The organism is Streptomyces sp. NPDC101225, from assembly GCF_044767585.1.
GTDB lineage: Bacteria > Actinomycetota > Actinomycetes > Streptomycetales > Streptomycetaceae > Streptomyces.
The window spans coordinates 248250-264278 of the sequence record NZ_JBIWOE010000003.1; the positions used below are offsets into that span (position 1 = coordinate 248250).

Sequence of the window (16029 nt, forward strand, 5' to 3'; positions counted from 1 at the left end):
CCAGCCGCGTACGGCCGGCGGCCCCCGTCGGTCATCCGGCGGCACCGTCGACGGGGAACCGGTTGAGGGAACCCGGGAGCCGGGAACCCGACGGCGCCATGTCCCCGTCGGCCCCGTGCCGGGCCAGCAGGTCGAGCGCCAGGCGACCCCGCCGTACCCGCTCCCGGGCGGTGTCCAGGGTCACGTCCCGCAGATGGGTGCCCCACGGGTAGATGCCGGGAGCCCTGGACAGGCCGAACTTCAGGTAGAGCGGTGCGCCGCGCCGGATCAGCTCGGCGACCTCGTACATCCGGACGTAGCCGCCGAGGTCGTCGGGGGCCTCGATGTACATGTCCATGGGGGCGGCGGACACCCGTCGTATCTCGGTGAGGTGATCGAGCGTCAGGTCGCTCGGCACGTTGACCGAGTCGGCGCCCAGATGCTCGAAGACCGCGTAACTGGCCGGGTTGACCGGCCCGATGAGCGCGGAGACCTTCAGGGTGGTGTCGGCCGGGACGATCCCGGCGGCGCGGGCCCGGTGCAGTGTCCACAGCACGCCCTCGTCGGCGACGAGCAGGCACTTGACGCCCAACTCCGTGGCGCGTACGGCGTCTTCGACGCAGCCGGCGACGGCGTCGTGGCCCCGTGCGCGCAGTCCGGCCCCCCGCGAGTCGGACCGCACGGAGGCGCCGATGTCCCAGCTGCCGCGCGGGCCGGTGAACAGGCAGAGCTCGATGTCGCGTTCGGCCGTGGCCTCGACCATCTCGGTGATCTCGGCGTCGGTCAGCATCCATACGCCGCTGCCCTGGCTGATCCGGTGGATCGGCACGTCCAGGCGCGCGGACTCCTTGAGCACGACGGCCAGCGCTTCGGGACCCTCGCACGAGGGGATCTCGGTGCGCCAGCGGCCGCCGCCGGGGAAGGTGTGCGGCGAGGCGTCGGCGGGGTCGAGGGCGGGCGCGCCCAGGCCGAGCGCGGTGAGCGCCTGCTCACCGGGCCGGCGGGCCGCCGTGGCGGAAGCGTCGGTCGTCACAAGCTGTCCTTCGTGTTCGATATTTCGGACAAGGTTCGCGGCTCTGGGCGAAAAAAAGGGGACCGGGTGTACGCCGGTACGGGGACCGTCAGGTCGCCCCCGTACCGGCGTACGGCTAGGGGCGGAGCAGCACCTTGCCCACCTTCGGATCACCGGACCCGACCAGCTCGATGGCCTGCGGGAAGGCGTCCAGCGGCAGTTCGTGCGTGACGAGCGGCAGCGGATCGAGCAGACCGGCCGCGAACACCCGCACCGTGTGCGCCCAGGCGTCCGGCGGCGCCCCGAAGACGGTGTGCACCTCCAGTTGCCGGACGACCAGGCCGGTCGGGTCGAGGCCCTCGGCGCCGGGCGCCGGGATGCCCGTCAGGACCAGGCGCCCGCCGCGCCTGAGCAGGCCGGCGGCGGTGCGGGCCGCGTCCGCGGAGCCGGCGGTCTCGATCACCACGTCGAGGTCGCCGGGCAGCTCCTGGTCCTTGGTGCGGAACCCGGTGGCGCCGAACCGTCTCGACAGCTCCGCGCGGTCCGGGCGGGTGCCCACGACGAGGAGCCGCGCGGGGGAGCTCGCCCTCAGGAACTGGACGGCGAACATGCCGAGGGTGCCCGTCCCCACGACGCCGACCCGCTCACCGGGCCGGACGTTCGCCTTGAGCGCGGCCGCGGCGATGCAGGCGGCGGGCTCCAGCAGGGCGGCGGCCGTCAGGTCGGCGTCGTCCGGCAGGACGTGCAGCAGCCGGGCCGGCAGGGTGAGCGTGCCGGCCATCGCGCCCGGCCGGGTGAACCCGGTCTCCTCGTACCCCGCGGTGCACAGCGTGGTCTCGCCCGCGTGGCAGCGGTCGCACACCTGGCAGTTGCGGAATCCCTCGCCGACGACCTTGCGGCCCACGAGACTCTGCGGCACCCCGGTGCCGGCCGCCGCCACCGTCCCGGACCACTCGTGGCCGGGCGTGAGCGGGTACCGCACGTACCCCTCGGGCCGGGTGCCCTGGTACACCTCGCGGTCGCTGCCGCAGATGCCCACGGCGTGGACGCGGACGAGGGCCTCGCCGGGGCCGGGGTCACCGGGCGTGTGACCGGTGAGCCGGTGCTCGCCGGGTCCGTCGACGACGACGGCGGTGCTCACCGGTCGCCCTTCGGGCTGCGCTTCTCCCAGCCCTCGGCCCACAGGTCGAAGCGGGCCTGCTGCTGCGGGAACTCGGCCGCCGCGTCGACGTCCAGCTCGACGCCGAGGCCGGGGGCGTGGGAGAGGTGGAAGCAGCCGTCCTCCGGGTCCACCTGCGGGGCGCCCTTGACCACCTTCTTGATCTCCGCGTCCGCGAAGTCGTTGAAGTGCTCCAGGATCTTGAAGTTGGGGGAGGTGAAGCCGACCTGGAGCGAGGCGGCGGTGAGCACGGACCCGCCCACGTTGTGCGGCGCGACGAGCATGTAGTGGGTCTCGGCGGTCGCGGCGAGCTTGCGGGTCTCCCAGATACCGCCGATGTGGCCGACGTCCGGCTGGATGATGTCGACGGCCTGGCTCTCGAACAGCTCGCGGAACTCGATGCGGTCGTGGATGCGCTCACCGGTGGCGACCGGCATGTCGACCTTGGCGGCGACCTTCTCCAGCGCCTTGAGGTTCTCCGGCGGTACGGGCTCCTCCAGCCAGGCGGGCTTGAAGGGGGCGAGCTCCCTCGCCAGCCGGACCGCGGTGGCGGGGGAGAAGCGGCCGTGCATCTCCAGCATCAGCTCGGCCTCGGGCCCGATGGCGTCGCGCACGGCCTCGATGAGGGAGACGGCGTAGAGGGTCTGCTGGTGGTCGAGTTCGAAGTGCCCGGTGCCGAAGGGGTCGATCTTCAGGGCCCGGTAGCCGCGCTCCATGACGCCCTGGGCGGCCTTGTGGTACGCCTCGGGCGTGCGCTCGGTGGTGTACCAGCCGTTGGCGTACGCCTTGACCTTGTCGGTCACCTTGCCGCCCAGCAGCTGCCAGACCGGCACGCCGAGGGCCTTGCCCTTGATGTCCCAGCAGGCCGTCTCGATCACCGCGATGCCGGACATCACGATCTCGCCGGCCCGGCCGTAGTCGCCGTACTTCATCCGGCGGACGAGGTCTTCCACGGCGAACGGGTCGGAGCCCAGAATGTGGTTGGCCTCCGCCTCCCGCAGATAGCCGATCAGCGCGTCGGTGTGGCCCAGCATGCGGGTCTCGCCGACTCCCGTGATCCCTTCGTCGGTGTGCACCTGGACGTAGGTCAGGTTGCGCCAGGGCGTCCCGACCACGTGTGTGCTGATTCCGGTGATGCGCACGGCAGTTGTCCCTCGCTGGTTCGGCGTCTCGTCGATGTCTCGCCACGTGTGTTCGATATTTCGTCACACGTTCGAAATGCTGGCGTGACAGTAAGGACGGGGCGGTGGGGGTGTCAATGGGTCGAACGCATAACGGTTTCGACACCGCTTTCGGTGCGCTGTGCGGCGGCGGTTTCGACGCCCTCGGGGGAGATGCCCGACACGCCCTGCCCGACGAGCTCAACTCGCCGCGCCGGAACGGGTAGTTCCGCACACAACTTTCACAGCTGTGGCTATGACCGTGACCCGGGAGGAACTTAGTCTTCCGGCGTCATGGATTACTGCCACCCGTGCCGACGGCACCTCAACGGCGCCCTCGCCTGCCCGGGGTGCGGCGCGCAGCTCGAAGAACTCCGCGCGCACGCGGGGCGCGACGGCGTGCGCGAGCACGGGGGCGCGGGGTACGGGGCGGTTCCCGAGAGCTCGTACGGCGGCGCGGGGGGTGACGCCTCCGGCGAGGAGGACGGCGAGGACTCCGGCGCGGACGCGGACGACACCGACGCGCCGGTGGGCCGTGCGGCCGCGCGGCGCGCGCAGGGACGGGGCCGCGGGCGCGGTGGCCGGGCCGCCGGCGGGCCCGCGGGTGCCGCCAGCCGCCGTGACCGCAAAGCCGCCGCCCATCGCCGTCGGCGCCGCCGGATCCTGCTGATCACCGTGGCCTGCGCGCTTGCCGCCGGTGGCCTCAGCCTCGCCGAACTGGGCGTCGACGCGCCCTTCTCCACCCCCCGGCCGGCCGCGGCCCGGGACGAGTCGCCGGAGGGCGCGGCGGCGTGGGAGACGGCCGGCACCGAGGCGGGCGACGGCACGGCGGGCGCGGCGACGGACGCCCCGTCCGCGGGCGCGTCCCCCTCCCCGTCGAAGTCGGCCACGGACACGGCCGAGAAGGACAAGGCCGGCAAGGACGCGGAGTCCGCCACGGCGACGGCGGACCCGGCCCCCGCGACGACGCCCCCGGCGGCCACGCGTCCCGCCCCGGCCCCGACCCCGACGGCGGCCCCCAGCACGGCGGCCCCGACCCCGACGCCCGCGCCGACCCACACCTGCAAGCGGTTCCTGTGGTGGTGCAGCTGAGGCGGCCCGGCCTGGAGACCGTGCCCGGGCGGGTCGGCCCGTCCGGCGTGCGAGGACGGTGCCCGTCCAGAGCCGGAGCGGGGGTCCGGGGGCGACGGCCCCCGGTTGACGGCCGGTGCAGCGCACGGTGCCGCCGCGAGCGCCGGACGGCTACGCCGCCAGCATCCGCCGCAGCAGATCCCGCAAGGACCGGCGCTCCTCGTCCGACAGGCCGGCCAGCGGCTCGCGGGCGAAGCGGAGGCCGTCGCGCAGTTCGCGGGCGACCCGCAGGCCGTCGTCCGTCGCGGCGGCCAGCTTCACGCGGCGGTCGGCCGGGTCCGGGCGCCGCTCGACGAGGCCGCGCGACTCCAGGCGGTCCACGATCCCGGTGACGTTCGACGGCTCGCACTTCAGCTTCTGCGCCAGCTTCCGCATCGGCAGCGGCTCCAGCGACAGCAGGCTCAGCAGCCGCGCCTGGGCGCCGGTCAGCGTGTGCTCGCCGGCCGCCTCCTCGTAGTCCGCGTAGAACCGGGCCACCACGGTGCCGATCAGCTCGACGACCTCCATGGTCAGCGCGTCGGGGCGGCGGGTCTTCTCAGGCGTGGGCATGGCACCAGGATACCTCTTTACTTGACAACATGAAATATTCAGGCGCATTGTTGTTTCAGGTACTGAAACATTTCCCCCACGCCCGGAAAGGCGCCCGACATGATCAACCGCGAATGGCACCTGCTCAGCCGTCCCGTCGGCTGGCCCAAGCCCGAGGACTTCGCCCTGGTCGAGACCGAGGTCCCGACGCCCGGTCCCGGTCAGGTGCTGGTGCGGAACAAGTACCTCTCGGTCGACCCGTACATGCGCGGCCGGATGAGCGACGCCAAGTCCTACGTCGCCCCCTTCGAGCTCGGCAAGGTCATGCAGGGCGGCGCGGTCGGCGAGGTCGTCGCCTCGAACGCCGAGGGCCTGGCGGCCGGCGACCACGTCCTGCACGTCTTCGGCTGGCGCGAGTACGCGGTCATGGACGCCAAGAACGCCGTCAGGGTCGACCCGCAGGCCGCGCCGCTGAGCACGTATCTCGGCGTCCTCGGCATGACGGGCCTGACGGCGTACGCGGGCCTGCTGCGGGTCGGCGCCTTCAAGGAGGGCGACGCGGTCTTCGTCTCCGGCGCCGCGGGCGCCGTCGGCAGCCAGGTCGGCCAGATCGCCCGGCTGAAGGGCGCCTCGCGGGTCGTCGGCTCCGCGGGCTCCGACGAGAAGGTCAAGCTGCTCGTCGAGGAGTACGGCTTCGACGCCGCCTTCAACTACAAGAACGGCCCGGTGCGCGAGCAGCTGAAGCAGGCCGCCCCGGACGGCATCGACGTCTACTTCGACAACGTCGGCGGCGAGCACCTGGAGGCCGCGATCGGCGCGCTCAACCTGCGCGGCCGGGCCGTGATCTGCGGCATGATCTCGCAGTACAACGCGACCGAGCCGGCCCCCGGCCCGCGCAACATGGTCAAGATCCTGCAGAACCGGCTCCGCGTCGAGGGCGTCCTGGTCGGCGACCACTACGACCTGCAGCCCCAGTTCGTCCAGGAGGTGGGCCCCTGGGTCGCCTCGGGGCAGCTGAAGTACCGCGAGACCGTCGTCGAGGGGATCGGCAACAACCTGGAGGCCTTCCTCGGCGTCCTGCGCGGCGACAACACCGGGAAGATGATCGTCAAGCTCTGAACCCTTCTCCCGGTTTCCGGCATGCGGTAACTTCTTTCCGAAACCGTCGTCGATCGTGGGCGCGAGTCGCGGCGGACCCGAGGAGGAAGACAACCGCATGTCCATCCAGCAGACCGACGTCCTCTACACCGCCGTCGCCACCGCCGAGAACGGTCGCGACGGCCGGGTCGCCACCGAGGACGGCACGCTCGACGTCGTCGTGAACCCGCCCAGGGAGATGGGCGGCAGCGGCGCCGGCACCAACCCGGAGCAGCTGTTCGCGGCCGGCTACAGCGCCTGCTTCCAGGGCGCGCTGGGCGTCGTCGCCCGCCAGGAGAACGCCGACGTCTCCGGCTCGACGGTCACCGCCAAGGTCGGCATCGGCAAGAACGACGACGGCTTCGGCATCATCGTCGAGATCTCGGCCCGCATCCCGAACGTCGGCGCCACCGCCGCGCGCAGCCTCCTCGAGAAGGCCCACCAGGTCTGCCCGTACTCGAAGGCGACCCGCGGCAACATCACCGTGACGCTGGTCTGAGACCGTCGTTGCGTACGACGGGGGCCGCGCCCTTGGACGTGGGGTGCGGCCTCTGCCGTGCGATGCGGCCCCGTGGTGGCGTGCCGTACCGGATCAGGCGCCCAGTGCCGCCGTGTGCGCCGCGCGTACCAGCCGCTCGTTCTCCGGGGCCGCCCCCTCCGGGCAGGCGCGGCGCCGCCGGGTGTAGCCGTAGGCCAGGCCGCTGCGCGGGTCCGCGAACGCCTGCGCCCCGCCCGCCCCGCTGTGCCCGAACGCCCCCGCCCCCAGGAACGGGTACCAGGTCTCGGCCGTCGCCTGGAAGCCGAGGCCGAAGGCCAGATGGGTGCGGGTCACCAGGTCGTGGCCGACCGAGTGGATCTGGCCGACCTCGGCGACGGTGTCCGGCTTCAGCAGCGGCGGCCGGCCGGCCACCTCGCTGATCGCCGCGGCGTACAGCCCGGCGAGCCCGCGCGCCGCGGCCACCGCGCCCGCCGACGCCGGTCCCCTGGCGCGCACACGACGGGAGTTGGGCTGGTCCGCGGGATCACCCGCCCCGGGCACATGCGTGTTGAAGGCGATCGAGGCGAGCATGTGCGGCCCCTGCGGCGTCGCGTCCAGCACGGCCCGCTGCTTGGGCGTCGGCGCCATCGGCAGCACGGACCGGAAGCGCGGCTCCAGGGCCTCGGGCAGTCCCAGGTGGAAGTCCAGGGCGTACGGCGCCCGGACCCGCTCCTCGTAGACCTCCTGGAGGGTGTGGCCGGTGGCCCGGCGGACCACCTCTCCGGTGAGCGCGCCGATGACGAGCGCGTGGTGGCCGAAGGCCGCGCCCGGACGCCAGAACGGCCGCTGGTCGGCGAGCCGTTCGGCGATCACGCGGTCGTCGGACAGCTCGGACTCGGTGAAGCCGCCGTCGAGGCCGATGAGTCCGGCGCGCTGGGTGAGCAGGTCGCGCAGGGTCAGCGCCGCCTTGCCCTCCGCCCCGAACTCCGGCCAGTAGTAGGTCACCCTGCGGTCGAGTTCGAGTGTGCCGTCCTGCACGAGCAGCGCGACGACCAGGTGGGCGGCGCCCTGCGTGGCGGTGAGCACGCCGTACAGGGACTCGCCGTCGTTGCCCTCGCCCGCCCACAGGTCGACGACCTTGCGCCCGTGCACATGGGCGCACAGCTGTCCTTCGTAGTCCGGCAGTTCCCCCGCGACGAACGCGGCGAACTCCTCCCGCACCGCTTCGAAGCCGGTCGCGACGGTGCCGTGAATCTCTCGCGTCATCCGTTCTCCTCACCCTCGGCCGCCGTTCACCTGCGCCGGGCAGCACGTAGATCCGTACGGCGAGGCGGGCCGGATCGACTCAACCGCACCAACCGGGAGTTCGGGTCACGGACGCCTCGGACGCCACATCCCGGGCTGTGAACAGGGGCATCCTGAGGTCGACCGCCGGCCGCCGACCGTGAGGCGAGGAGTGCCCATGGCAACGATCCCTTCGCTCCCGAGCAGGGACGACATGCTGCGCATGGCCCGCAGCACCACCGACATCACCGGCCAGCTCCTGGACACGGCCGGGAACATCACGAAGATCGCCATCAACACCTTCGACCCGCGGGACGGTTCGGGCACCGAGGTGCTGCGCGTGCTGCGCGAGACCACCGCGGAGCTGGCCGAGGCGAGCGCGTCGCCCCAGGCGCAGGAGGCGTTCTACCGGATCGTCGACACCCTGACCCGGCTGGGCACGAGCGGGGCGCCGCTGGCGGTGCATCCGGTGAGCGAACCGGCGCAGGCGCTGCTGACCGCGCTCGGCGACAGCCTGCTGCCGGTCCTGGACGCGGTGGAGCCGGCCGTCGAGGAGTTCGCGGACGCGCTGGGCGACCTGGTCGAGGCGACCTCGCCGCTGCTGCCGGCGGCGGCGGGTGTCGCCGCGGGGGCGCTGCTCGCCGTGACGCCGGTGCTGCGCGCGGCGGCGGACGTGCTGCGTGACTCCTCGCCCGAACTGCGGCGCGTCGCGGACGCGTTGACGGCCGCGCTGGCTCCGCTGATGCCGTTGCAGGTGGCCCTGGCGGAGCGGTCGGCCGCCGCCGGGGCGGGGCTGGTGCGGGCCTCGCTTCCGCCGCTGGCCGATCTCGCGGAGGCGGCGGCCGCCACCACGAAGGCGGCGCGGCCGCTGCTGGTGGCGGGGGAGGAGATGCTGGTGTCGGGGCTGGAGCGGGTCCAGCCGGCGCTGCTCGCCGTGGCGGCCCGGGCGGGGCGGGTCGTGCGGGCGGGCGCGGTGCGGGTGTCCGCGGCGGTGTCGCCCGCGGCGGAGCAGGGGGTCGTGGTCGCCGTCACGCCGGTCTGACCTGGCCCGGGTGTGACGGCGCGGCCTGGGTAGAGTTCCCCCCATGCGCGATCTCGGGGCCGGCTTCACCTATCTCCTGAAGGGCCAGCGGTGGGTGGCCCGGCACGGGAAGCAGTACGGGTTCGGGCTGCTGCCCGGCCTGATAACCCTCGTGCTGTACGCGGCGGCGCTGGTCGCGCTCGGGTTGTGGGGGGAGGACGGGGTCGCCTGGGCGACGCCGTTCGCGGACGGCTGGGCGAGTCCGTGGCAGGGGCTGTTCCGCGGATTCCTCACCGCCGTCCTGTTCGCCCTCGGCCTGCTCCTCGCGGTCGTCACGTTCACCGCGATCACGCTGCTGATCGGCCAGCCCTTCTACGAGAACCTCTCCGAGAAGGTCGACCGGGACGTCTCCCCGGACGGCACCGCCCCCGCATCCGGCCTCCCCCTGTGGCGCGAACTGTGGATCTCGGGCCGCGACAGCCTGCGGATCGTGGTCCGCGCCCTGCTCTGGGGCATCCTGCTCTTCGCCCTGGGCTTCCTCCCGTTCGTCGGGCAGACCGTCGTCCCGGTGATCGGCTTCTTCGTCACCGGCTTCTTCCTCACCGAGGAGCTCACCGCGGTGGCCCTGCAGCGGCGCGGTGTCGAACTGCGCGCGCGCCTCGGCCTGCTGCGCTCCCGCAGGACCCTGGTCTGGGGCTTCGGAACGCCCCTCGGACTCGCCTTCCTGGTCCCCTTCGTCGCGGTGTTCCTGATGCCGGGCGCGGTCGCGGGGGCCACGCTGCTGGCACGGGAGCTGCTGGGCGAGGAGACCGACAGGGGCGGGATCGAGGACGAGCGGGTCACGTCCTGACGCTCACGTCCCGACGGTCACCTCCCGAAGGTCGTGTCCGCCGCCACGGTGATGATCGCCCGGGCCTGCGCGACGATGTCCAGCCGGTTGCGCACGAACTCGGGATCGGTGATCTCCGTCGTGTTCCCGCTCGCGAACTGCAGCACGGGCGTGTGCACATGGCCGCCCGGCAGCGCGTCGTGCAGCCCCAGCCGGTCCCGCAGCAGCGTCGCGCGATAGGCGATCTCGTTGGAGAGGTAGTCGCCGCCGCCCCCGGCCCGCGCCGTCGACCCGGGCGTCGGCCCGTTCGGCCGTACGACGGGATCGGTGCCGCCCGCCGGGATCTCGGTGACCTCCGTGTGGTCGTACACCGGGAAGCGCCCCGTGTCCGCCGCCACGATCTGCCGGTACGGCAGGGTCGTCGTCGTCCACTGCGGCTGCGTGGCCGGGTCGGTCACCGGGACGGTCTCCGTGCGGCTGACGTCGTCGTTGTCCGGGAACCCGCCCCGCCAGGCCCCGTTGGTCCGCTCGACGTCGAACTGGCCGACCCGTCCCTGGCTGACGGTGGTGAAGAGGTCCACCTTCCCGAGGTAGGGCCGCAGCGTCCGTTCCACGGTCCCTTCCGCGAAGTCCTGCCAGCGCACCGGGAACACGACCGTCTCGATCCGCGCCGGACCGTGCGCGGTCCGGACCACCGTGCCGTCGAGGGCGAGCGCGGTGGCTCCGGAGGGGTTGGAGATACGGATGTCCCGGTCCAGGGTGAAGGGGTCGAAGCCGGTGACCAGGATCCGCCCGACCGCCCTGCCGCGCGGGAGGCGGATGTCCCGCTGCCCTCGTGAGGTCCGCTCCAACGCGTCCAGCAGGCGGGCGCGTTGGGCGTCGGTCAGGGCGAACCTCGGCGCCCAGGTGCGCACGTCCCTCGTCAGGCCGAGCCGCGCCCAGTACAGCGGGCGGTCGTCGTCGCGGCTGAGATCGCCGCCCGCCGGGCCCCGGCCCTGCGCCCGGTCCACGGCCCGCCGCCACAGCGCCGATCCCTCGCGCACGACCAGGCGGCGGGCGTCGCGGTAGGAGCGCGCCGTGCCCAACCCGGCCGCCAGGCGCGGTGCCGCGTCGTCGAAGCCGGAGCGGTGGAGGATCTCGCGCGGTGCCGCTTTGTCGAGCCGCTGCTCCTCGACGGTGGGGGAGGGGGCGGCCTCGGCCGTCGCCGTGGTCGCCGGGGCCGCGAAGCCCGCCATGAGGGTGAGTCCGAGGATGCCGATCCGAACGCGTAGGCAGTTCAAGGCCTTCGGGTCCTTCCGTCGCCGTCGTGGGGGAGCGTGGTGCGGACGGTCGGAGTATCACCCGCGTGAAGTGGTCTACGCCATGGGGCCGTTGAGGCAGGTGGGAATCCTGGCCACCGCCGCCCGCAGCGCCTCGACGAACGCCGCCGCGGCCGGGGACGCCGACCGGCCCCGTACGGTCGCCGCGTACACGGCCCGTGCCGGGGCGCCCTCGTCGAGCACCGGCAGCAGGGCGACGTCCGGGCGCACGGACTCGGCGGCCAGGGCCGGGACCAGGGTGACGCCCAGGCCGGCGGCGACGTAGCCCTGCTTGGCGGTCCACTCGCCGACGACATGCGTCACACGCGGGCGGAAGCCCTGGCGCAGGGCCGCGTCCAGGAGGGTGCCCTCGGGCTGAGGGCTGCCGGATATCCAGTCGGCGTCGGCGAATTGGCCGAGACGCACCGGCTGCGGGCGGGCGGCCAGGGGGTGGCCGGCGGGGACGGCGACGTACAGCGACTCGTCGAGGAGGTGGTGGAGTTCGTAGGCGTCCAGCGGCGCGCCGCCGGTCGTCGAGACGACCGCCAGGTCGAGGTGGCCCGCGGTCAGACGGTCCAGCAGCCCGGCCGTGAAGCCCTCCTCGCGGGAGATCCGGACCTGGGGGTGGCGGGTGCGGAACGCGGCCAGCGCGTGCGGCACCAGGGCAGCGTCGGCCGTGGCGAACGCCCCGAACCGCAGCCGTCCGCCCGCCACCTCACGCAGCGCCCTGAGATCGCGGGCCGCGGCGTGCAGCGTGCCGGCGACCGTCTCCGCGTACGGGACGAGCACGCGGCCGGCCTCCGTGAGGCGTACGCCGCGCGGCAGCCGGTCGAAGAGCTGTGCCCCGCCCAACGCCGCTTCCAGCGTGGCGACCTGGCGCGAGACGGCGGACTGGGTCCAGCCGAGCCGCCGCGCCGCCACCGTGAACGAACCGGTCCGGGCGACCTCCAGGAACACCCGCAGCCACAGGGTGGACAGATCCGGTTCGTCATGCGTCTTCGGCATGGCAGCCATGCTAGACATTCGCTTGTGGCATCGGGCGGCGCCCGCCTAGCGTCGGCGCATGAAGGTCACCCTGGACAGTCCGCCCGCCGCGCCGCAGCCCGCCAGTCCCTCCTACTCGCAGGTCGCCCGCGTCGAACACGCCGACGGCAGCGCCCTGTTGTTCGTCTCCGGCCAGATCGCCGAGGGCGACACGCTCGCCGCGCAGACGCGGGGCATCTTCGAGGGCCTCGTCGCACTGCTCGCGGCGCACGGCGCGACCCTGGACCATGTCATCAGCATCCGCTCGTACCTGACCGACATCGGCGGGCTCCAGGAGTACGGCGCCGTGCGGCGGGAGTTCCTCACCGGGACACCGCCGACGAGCATGACCTTCGAGGCCGCGCGGCTCTTCCGCCCCGAGGCGCGGATCGAGATCGAGGTCGTCGCCGCCGTGCCCGCCGCGGAGTGATCCCTTCCGGGTGATACTTCCGCCATGAAGGCTGCGAACCTCGGCGTCCTCTTCCTCATCGAGCTCGGCGCCCTCGCGGCCGTCGGCGTCTGGGGCTTCACGCGAGACGTGGCGGCCCCGCTCGGCTGGCTGCTGGGCCTCGGCGCCCCGGCCGTACTCGTCGTGCTGTGGGCGCTGTTCGGCTCGCAGAAGGCCACGTACAAGACGCGCGGCGCGGTCCGCGTCGGCTTCGAACTGCTCTGGTTCGGGGCCGGCGTGGTGGCGCTGTGGGCCGCCGGGGCGGCGGGCTGGGCGATCGCCTTCGCCGCCGTGTGCGCGGTCAGCAAGACCCTCGCCGTCGTCTGGCACCAGTAGGGGGCGGTCAGGTCTCCTCGCCCAGCAGCGCGAGGAAGTCCCGGAACGCGCCCGGCATGTCCACCGCCTCCGGGTCCAGCAGCCACTGGTACTGCAGGCCGTCCATGACCGCGACGAGGAGCGGGGCCGTGCGCTCCGGCGTGAGGCCGTTCGGCAGCCGCTCGCCGTACTCGGCGCGCAGCACCCCCGCCATGCTCGCGCGCACCCGGCGGTAGCGGTCGGTGAAGTACTCCCGCGCCGGATGCCCCTCGGTGACGCTCTCGCCCAGCAGCGCGGAGAAGGTCTGGATGATGCCGGGCCGCATCGCGTTGTACTCCACCAGCGAGGCGAGCAGGTCGACGCGCCACTGCGTGGCCGGCACCGCGTCCCACTGGTCGCGCTCCTTGAGCACGGCGACCAGCAGCGCCTCCTTGGACGGGTAGTGGTGCAGCAGCCCCTGCTGGGTGAGCCCGACCCGCTCGGCGACCGCGGCCAGGCTGGTGCCGCGGTAACCGCGCTCGGCGATCACCTCCAGCGCCGCCCGGACGATCTCCGCGCGCCGCTCCTCGCTCCGGACCCTGGCGTTCATGGCGTCACCGTACGGCATCCCCGACCCTCTCATATTACGGCACGATAACGAAACCTACCGCGTTACAGGTACCGGGTGCACGATGTGTCCCAGCACGACAGGACTCGACGAGGAGGCAGCCCGATGGCGGGAAACCCTGGAACCTCTCCGGCCGACCAGGCGCGCGAGGTGGCCGTCGAGGCGGCGCTCGGCAAGCTGGACCTGGACGCGAAGACACGGCTGCTGGCCGGCCAGGACACCTGGTCGCTGCCCGCGCTGCCGGAGATCGGCCTGAGGTCCCTCGTCATGTCCGACGGCCCGATCGGCGTCCGGGGGGTGCGCTGGACCGCCGACGACCCGTCCGTGGCGCTGCCGTCCCCGACCGCGCTCGCCGCCACCTGGGACCCGGACCTCGCCCGCCGCGCCGGCACCCTGCTCGCGCAGGAGGCCCGCCGCAAGGGTGTGCACGTGCTCCTCGCCCCGACCGTCAACCTCCACCGGTCCCCGCTCGGCGGCCGCCACTTCGAGGCGTACAGCGAGGACCCGTATCTGACCGGCGTGATCGGCGCGGCCTACGTGAACGGCGTGCAGGCGGGCGGTGTCGGCACCACCGTGAAGCACTTCGTCGCCAACGACGCCGAGACCGACCGCTTCACCGTCAACAACCTGGTCTCCGAGCGCGCACTGCGCGAGCTGTATCTCGCCCCCTTCGAGTTCATCGTCGGCAACGCCCGCCCCTGGGGCGTCATGACCGCCTACAACACGGTCAACGGCACGACCATGAGCGAACACCGCCACCTGGTGAACGAGGTCCTGCGCGGCGAATGGGGCTTCGACGGCTACAACGTCTCGGACTGGACGGCCGCCCGCTCCACGACCGGCGCGATCCGGGGCGGCCTCGACGTCGCCATGCCCGGCCCGCACACCGTCTACGGCCCGCCCCTCGCGCAGGCCGTGCGGGACGGCAGGGTCGAGGAGGCGCTCGTCGACGAGGCCGTACGCAACGTGCTGCGGCTCGCCGCCCGCGTCGGCGCCCTGGAGAGCGCCGAGCCGGCCGTCAGCGAACCGCCGGGGGCCGTCGACGGCACCGCGCTGGCCCGCGAGATCGCCCGCCGCGCCTTCGTCCTCGTGAAGAACGACGACGCGGCGCTTCCGCTGAAGCCGGGCACGGTCGCCCTCGTCGGCGCCGCCGCCCGTGACGCCCGTGTCCTCGGCGGCGGTTCCGCCACCGTCTTCCCCGCCCGCGTCGTCTCCCCGCTCGACGGCCTCGTCGCCGCCCTGCCCGAGGGCGCGCTCAGCTACGCCGTCGGCGCCGACCCCGCCACCGAACTCGCCGTCGCCGACAAGGGGTTCGCGCTGCGGGCCGTGTGCCGGGACGTGGCGGGGAACGTCATCGGCACCGGCTCGGCCCCCAACGGCGCGATCCAGTGGATGGGTTCGGACCTCCCCGAGGGCGTCACCCACGACCGGCTGCACACCGTCGAGCTGACCGGCACCTTCACCCCGCGCGAGAGCGGCCCGCACACCTTCGGCACCAAGGGCAGCGGGCACTTCACCCTCACCGTGGCGGGCACGACGTACTACGACGACGTCCAGCATCCCGCCGAGGACGGCGACCGCTTCGAGGCGTTCTTCGGCGCCCCGGTGGCCCGCGCCGAGGCCGAACTCACCGCGGGCGAACCGGTCGAGGTCTCCCTCACCTTCGTCGTCGCGCTGCCGGACGACATGCCCTTCAAGGTCGTCGCCTTCGCCCTGTGCCACCAGGAGCCGCAGCGCGACGCCGACGAGCTGATCGCCGAGGCCGTGGCCGCCGCCCGCGCCGCCGACACGGCCGTCGTGGTGGTCGCCACCACGGAGCGGGTGGAGTCCGAGGGCTTCGACCGCACGGACCTCGCCCTCCCCGGACGCCAGGACGACCTGGTCCGCGCGGTCGCCGCCGCCAACCCCCGCACCGTCGTGGTGGTCAACTCCGGCTCCCCGGTGGAACTGCCCTGGCGCGAGGACGTGGCCGCGGTCCTGCTCAGCTGGTTCCCCGGCCAGGAGGGCGGCGCGGCCCTCGCGGAGGTCCTCACCGGGGCGCACGAGCCGGGCGGCCGCCTGCCCACCACCTGGGGCTCCCTCGCCGACGCCCCGGTCACCCGGGTGGTCCCGGAGAACGGCGAACTCCCCTACACGGAAGACCTCTTCATCGGCTACCGCGCCTGGGAGAAGGCGGGCAGGACCCCCTCGTACCCCTTCGGCCACGGCCTCGGCTACACCGACTGGACCTACGACTCCGTCGAGGTCGACGGCACCACCGCCAAGGTCCGCCTGCGCAACACCGGTGAGCGTCCGGGCCGCGAGGTCGTCCAGATCTATCTGGCCCCGGTGCAGCCGGACCCCGCCCGCCCGGCGCGCCGCCTCGCCGGCTTCGCGGGCGTCCAGGCCGGGCCCGGCGAGAGCGCCGAGGCGGTCGTCGAGCTGCCGCGCCGCGCGTTCGAGGTCTGGGACGAGGCGGCCCACGCCTGGTCGTTTGTGAAGGGTTCGTACGAGATCCAGGTCGGACGCTCGATCACGGACCGCAGGATCACGGTGACGATTAACGTCTGATCCGGGACAAGCCTCCCCACGAACAGCCCCGGCCCGGGACCTGACCCCTGGGCCGGGGCTCGCGAGGTGC

Annotated in this window: 16 protein-coding genes; 8 read left to right on the top strand and 8 right to left on the bottom strand. The window is 73.4% G+C overall.

Features of this window, described 5'->3' with window-relative positions:
- Positions 1-31: 31 nt before the first annotated feature.
- The 3 genes from ACIRPX_RS05970 to ACIRPX_RS05980 form a co-directional block, all read right to left on the bottom strand.
- A complete protein-coding gene (locus ACIRPX_RS05970; protein WP_404188835.1) occupies positions 32-1012 on the bottom strand; it encodes a hypothetical protein in 981 nt (326 codons plus the stop codon).
- Positions 1013-1127: 115 nt separating this feature from the next.
- Positions 1128-2132 carry a zinc-binding dehydrogenase gene (locus tag ACIRPX_RS05975; protein ID WP_404188838.1) on the bottom strand — a complete coding sequence of 335 codons (1005 nt, stop codon included), beginning with the start codon at positions 2130-2132 and terminating at the stop codon, positions 1128-1130.
- Positions 2129-3292 (bottom strand): mandelate racemase/muconate lactonizing enzyme family protein, encoded by a 1164-nt coding sequence (locus tag ACIRPX_RS05980; RefSeq protein ID WP_404188840.1) that lies wholly within the window; start codon positions 3290-3292, stop codon positions 2129-2131. Before ACIRPX_RS05980 ends, ACIRPX_RS05975 begins: the two co-directional genes overlap by 4 nt.
- Before the next feature lie 312 nt (positions 3293-3604).
- Here ACIRPX_RS05980 and ACIRPX_RS05985 point away from each other — a divergent pair, with 312 nt between their 5' ends.
- Positions 3605-4402, top strand: a complete 798-nt coding sequence (locus ACIRPX_RS05985) for a hypothetical protein (protein ID WP_404188843.1) — start codon at positions 3605-3607, stop codon at positions 4400-4402.
- 150 nt (positions 4403-4552) lie between these two features.
- On the opposite strand, the gene ACIRPX_RS05990 is transcribed toward ACIRPX_RS05985, so the two are convergent.
- Positions 4553-4990, bottom strand: coding sequence for a MarR family winged helix-turn-helix transcriptional regulator (locus ACIRPX_RS05990; RefSeq protein ID WP_404188846.1), 438 nt, complete (start codon positions 4988-4990; stop codon positions 4553-4555).
- Positions 4991-5089: 99 nt separating this feature from the next.
- Between ACIRPX_RS05990 and ACIRPX_RS05995 the strand changes: the two genes are divergently transcribed.
- Both ACIRPX_RS05995 and ACIRPX_RS06000 read left to right on the top strand, forming a co-directional pair.
- Positions 5090-6088, top strand: a complete 999-nt coding sequence (locus tag ACIRPX_RS05995) for an NADP-dependent oxidoreductase (protein ID WP_404188849.1) — start codon at positions 5090-5092, stop codon at positions 6086-6088.
- A 97-nt stretch (positions 6089-6185) separates the two neighbouring features.
- The gene (locus tag ACIRPX_RS06000) at positions 6186-6605 is read left to right on the top strand and encodes an organic hydroperoxide resistance protein (protein WP_404188851.1); all 420 of its coding nucleotides are present in this window, start codon (positions 6186-6188) and stop codon (positions 6603-6605) included.
- Positions 6606-6698: 93 nt separating this feature from the next.
- On the opposite strand, the gene ACIRPX_RS06005 is transcribed toward ACIRPX_RS06000, so the two are convergent.
- Positions 6699-7850: a serine hydrolase domain-containing protein gene (locus ACIRPX_RS06005; protein WP_404188854.1), complete on the bottom strand. Its 1152-nt coding sequence runs from the start codon at positions 7848-7850 to the stop codon at positions 6699-6701.
- A gap of 196 nt (positions 7851-8046) precedes the next feature.
- On the opposite strand from ACIRPX_RS06005, the gene ACIRPX_RS06010 reads away from it, so the two are divergent.
- Both ACIRPX_RS06010 and ACIRPX_RS06015 read left to right on the top strand, forming a co-directional pair.
- Entirely contained in the window at positions 8047-8910 is an 864-nt protein-coding gene (locus ACIRPX_RS06010) for a hypothetical protein (RefSeq protein ID WP_404188856.1), read from the top strand.
- 43 nt (positions 8911-8953) lie between these two features.
- Positions 8954-9739 carry an EI24 domain-containing protein gene (locus tag ACIRPX_RS06015; RefSeq protein WP_404188859.1) on the top strand — a complete coding sequence of 262 codons (786 nt, stop codon included), beginning with the start codon at positions 8954-8956 and terminating at the stop codon, positions 9737-9739.
- A gap of 17 nt (positions 9740-9756) precedes the next feature.
- Here ACIRPX_RS06015 and ACIRPX_RS06020 read toward each other — a convergent pair whose 3' ends face one another.
- Together ACIRPX_RS06020 and ACIRPX_RS06025 are read right to left on the bottom strand one after the other, a co-directional pair.
- Positions 9757-10998, bottom strand: coding sequence for a pyroglutamyl peptidase (locus ACIRPX_RS06020; protein ID WP_404188862.1), 1242 nt, complete (start codon positions 10996-10998; stop codon positions 9757-9759).
- Between the two features lie 75 nt (positions 10999-11073).
- The gene (locus tag ACIRPX_RS06025; RefSeq protein ID WP_404188865.1) at positions 11074-12030 is read right to left on the bottom strand and encodes a LysR family transcriptional regulator; all 957 of its coding nucleotides are present in this window, start codon (positions 12028-12030) and stop codon (positions 11074-11076) included.
- Between the two features lie 49 nt (positions 12031-12079).
- Here ACIRPX_RS06025 and ACIRPX_RS06030 point away from each other — a divergent pair, with 49 nt between their 5' ends.
- A complete protein-coding gene (locus ACIRPX_RS06030) occupies positions 12080-12469 on the top strand; it encodes a RidA family protein (RefSeq protein ID WP_404188868.1) in 390 nt (129 codons plus the stop codon).
- Between the two features lie 24 nt (positions 12470-12493).
- Positions 12494-12823, top strand: coding sequence for a YrdB family protein (locus tag ACIRPX_RS06035; protein ID WP_404188871.1), 330 nt, complete (start codon positions 12494-12496; stop codon positions 12821-12823).
- Positions 12824-12830: 7 nt separating this feature from the next.
- Here the strand turns inward: ACIRPX_RS06035 and ACIRPX_RS06040 are convergent, their stop codons facing one another.
- Positions 12831-13409 carry a TetR/AcrR family transcriptional regulator gene (locus ACIRPX_RS06040; RefSeq protein WP_404188873.1) on the bottom strand — a complete coding sequence of 193 codons (579 nt, stop codon included), beginning with the start codon at positions 13407-13409 and terminating at the stop codon, positions 12831-12833.
- A 105-nt stretch (positions 13410-13514) separates the two neighbouring features.
- Here ACIRPX_RS06040 and ACIRPX_RS06045 point away from each other — a divergent pair, with 105 nt between their 5' ends.
- Positions 13515-15959, top strand: coding sequence for a beta-glucosidase (locus ACIRPX_RS06045; RefSeq protein WP_404188876.1), 2445 nt, complete (start codon positions 13515-13517; stop codon positions 15957-15959).
- The last annotated feature ends 70 nt before the right edge of the window (positions 15960-16029 follow it).

What these genes read in the sequence shown, in the direction of transcription:
- ACIRPX_RS06045 (WP_404188876.1), top strand. Translation starts at nt 13,515, where the DNA reads ATGGCGGGAAACCCTGGAACCTCTCCGGCCGACCAGGCGCGCGAGGTG.
- ACIRPX_RS05985 (WP_404188843.1), top strand. Translation starts at nt 3,605, where the DNA reads ATGGATTACTGCCACCCGTGCCGACGGCACCTCAACGGCGCCCTCGCC.
- ACIRPX_RS06010 (WP_404188856.1), top strand. Translation starts at nt 8,047, where the DNA reads ATGGCAACGATCCCTTCGCTCCCGAGCAGGGACGACATGCTGCGCATG.
- ACIRPX_RS06030 (WP_404188868.1), top strand. Translation starts at nt 12,080, where the DNA reads ATGAAGGTCACCCTGGACAGTCCGCCCGCCGCGCCGCAGCCCGCCAGT.
- ACIRPX_RS05995 (WP_404188849.1), top strand. Translation starts at nt 5,090, where the DNA reads ATGATCAACCGCGAATGGCACCTGCTCAGCCGTCCCGTCGGCTGGCCC.
- ACIRPX_RS06000 (WP_404188851.1), top strand. Translation starts at nt 6,186, where the DNA reads ATGTCCATCCAGCAGACCGACGTCCTCTACACCGCCGTCGCCACCGCC.
- ACIRPX_RS06025 (WP_404188865.1), bottom strand. Translation starts at nt 12,030, where the DNA reads ATGGCTGCCATGCCGAAGACGCATGACGAACCGGATCTGTCCACCCTG.
- ACIRPX_RS06040 (WP_404188873.1), bottom strand. Translation starts at nt 13,409, where the DNA reads ATGCCGTACGGTGACGCCATGAACGCCAGGGTCCGGAGCGAGGAGCGG.
- ACIRPX_RS05990 (WP_404188846.1), bottom strand. Translation starts at nt 4,990, where the DNA reads ATGCCCACGCCTGAGAAGACCCGCCGCCCCGACGCGCTGACCATGGAG.
- ACIRPX_RS06015 (WP_404188859.1), top strand. Translation starts at nt 8,954, where the DNA reads ATGCGCGATCTCGGGGCCGGCTTCACCTATCTCCTGAAGGGCCAGCGG.
- ACIRPX_RS06005 (WP_404188854.1), bottom strand. Translation starts at nt 7,850, where the DNA reads ATGACGCGAGAGATTCACGGCACCGTCGCGACCGGCTTCGAAGCGGTG.
- ACIRPX_RS06035 (WP_404188871.1), top strand. Translation starts at nt 12,494, where the DNA reads ATGAAGGCTGCGAACCTCGGCGTCCTCTTCCTCATCGAGCTCGGCGCC.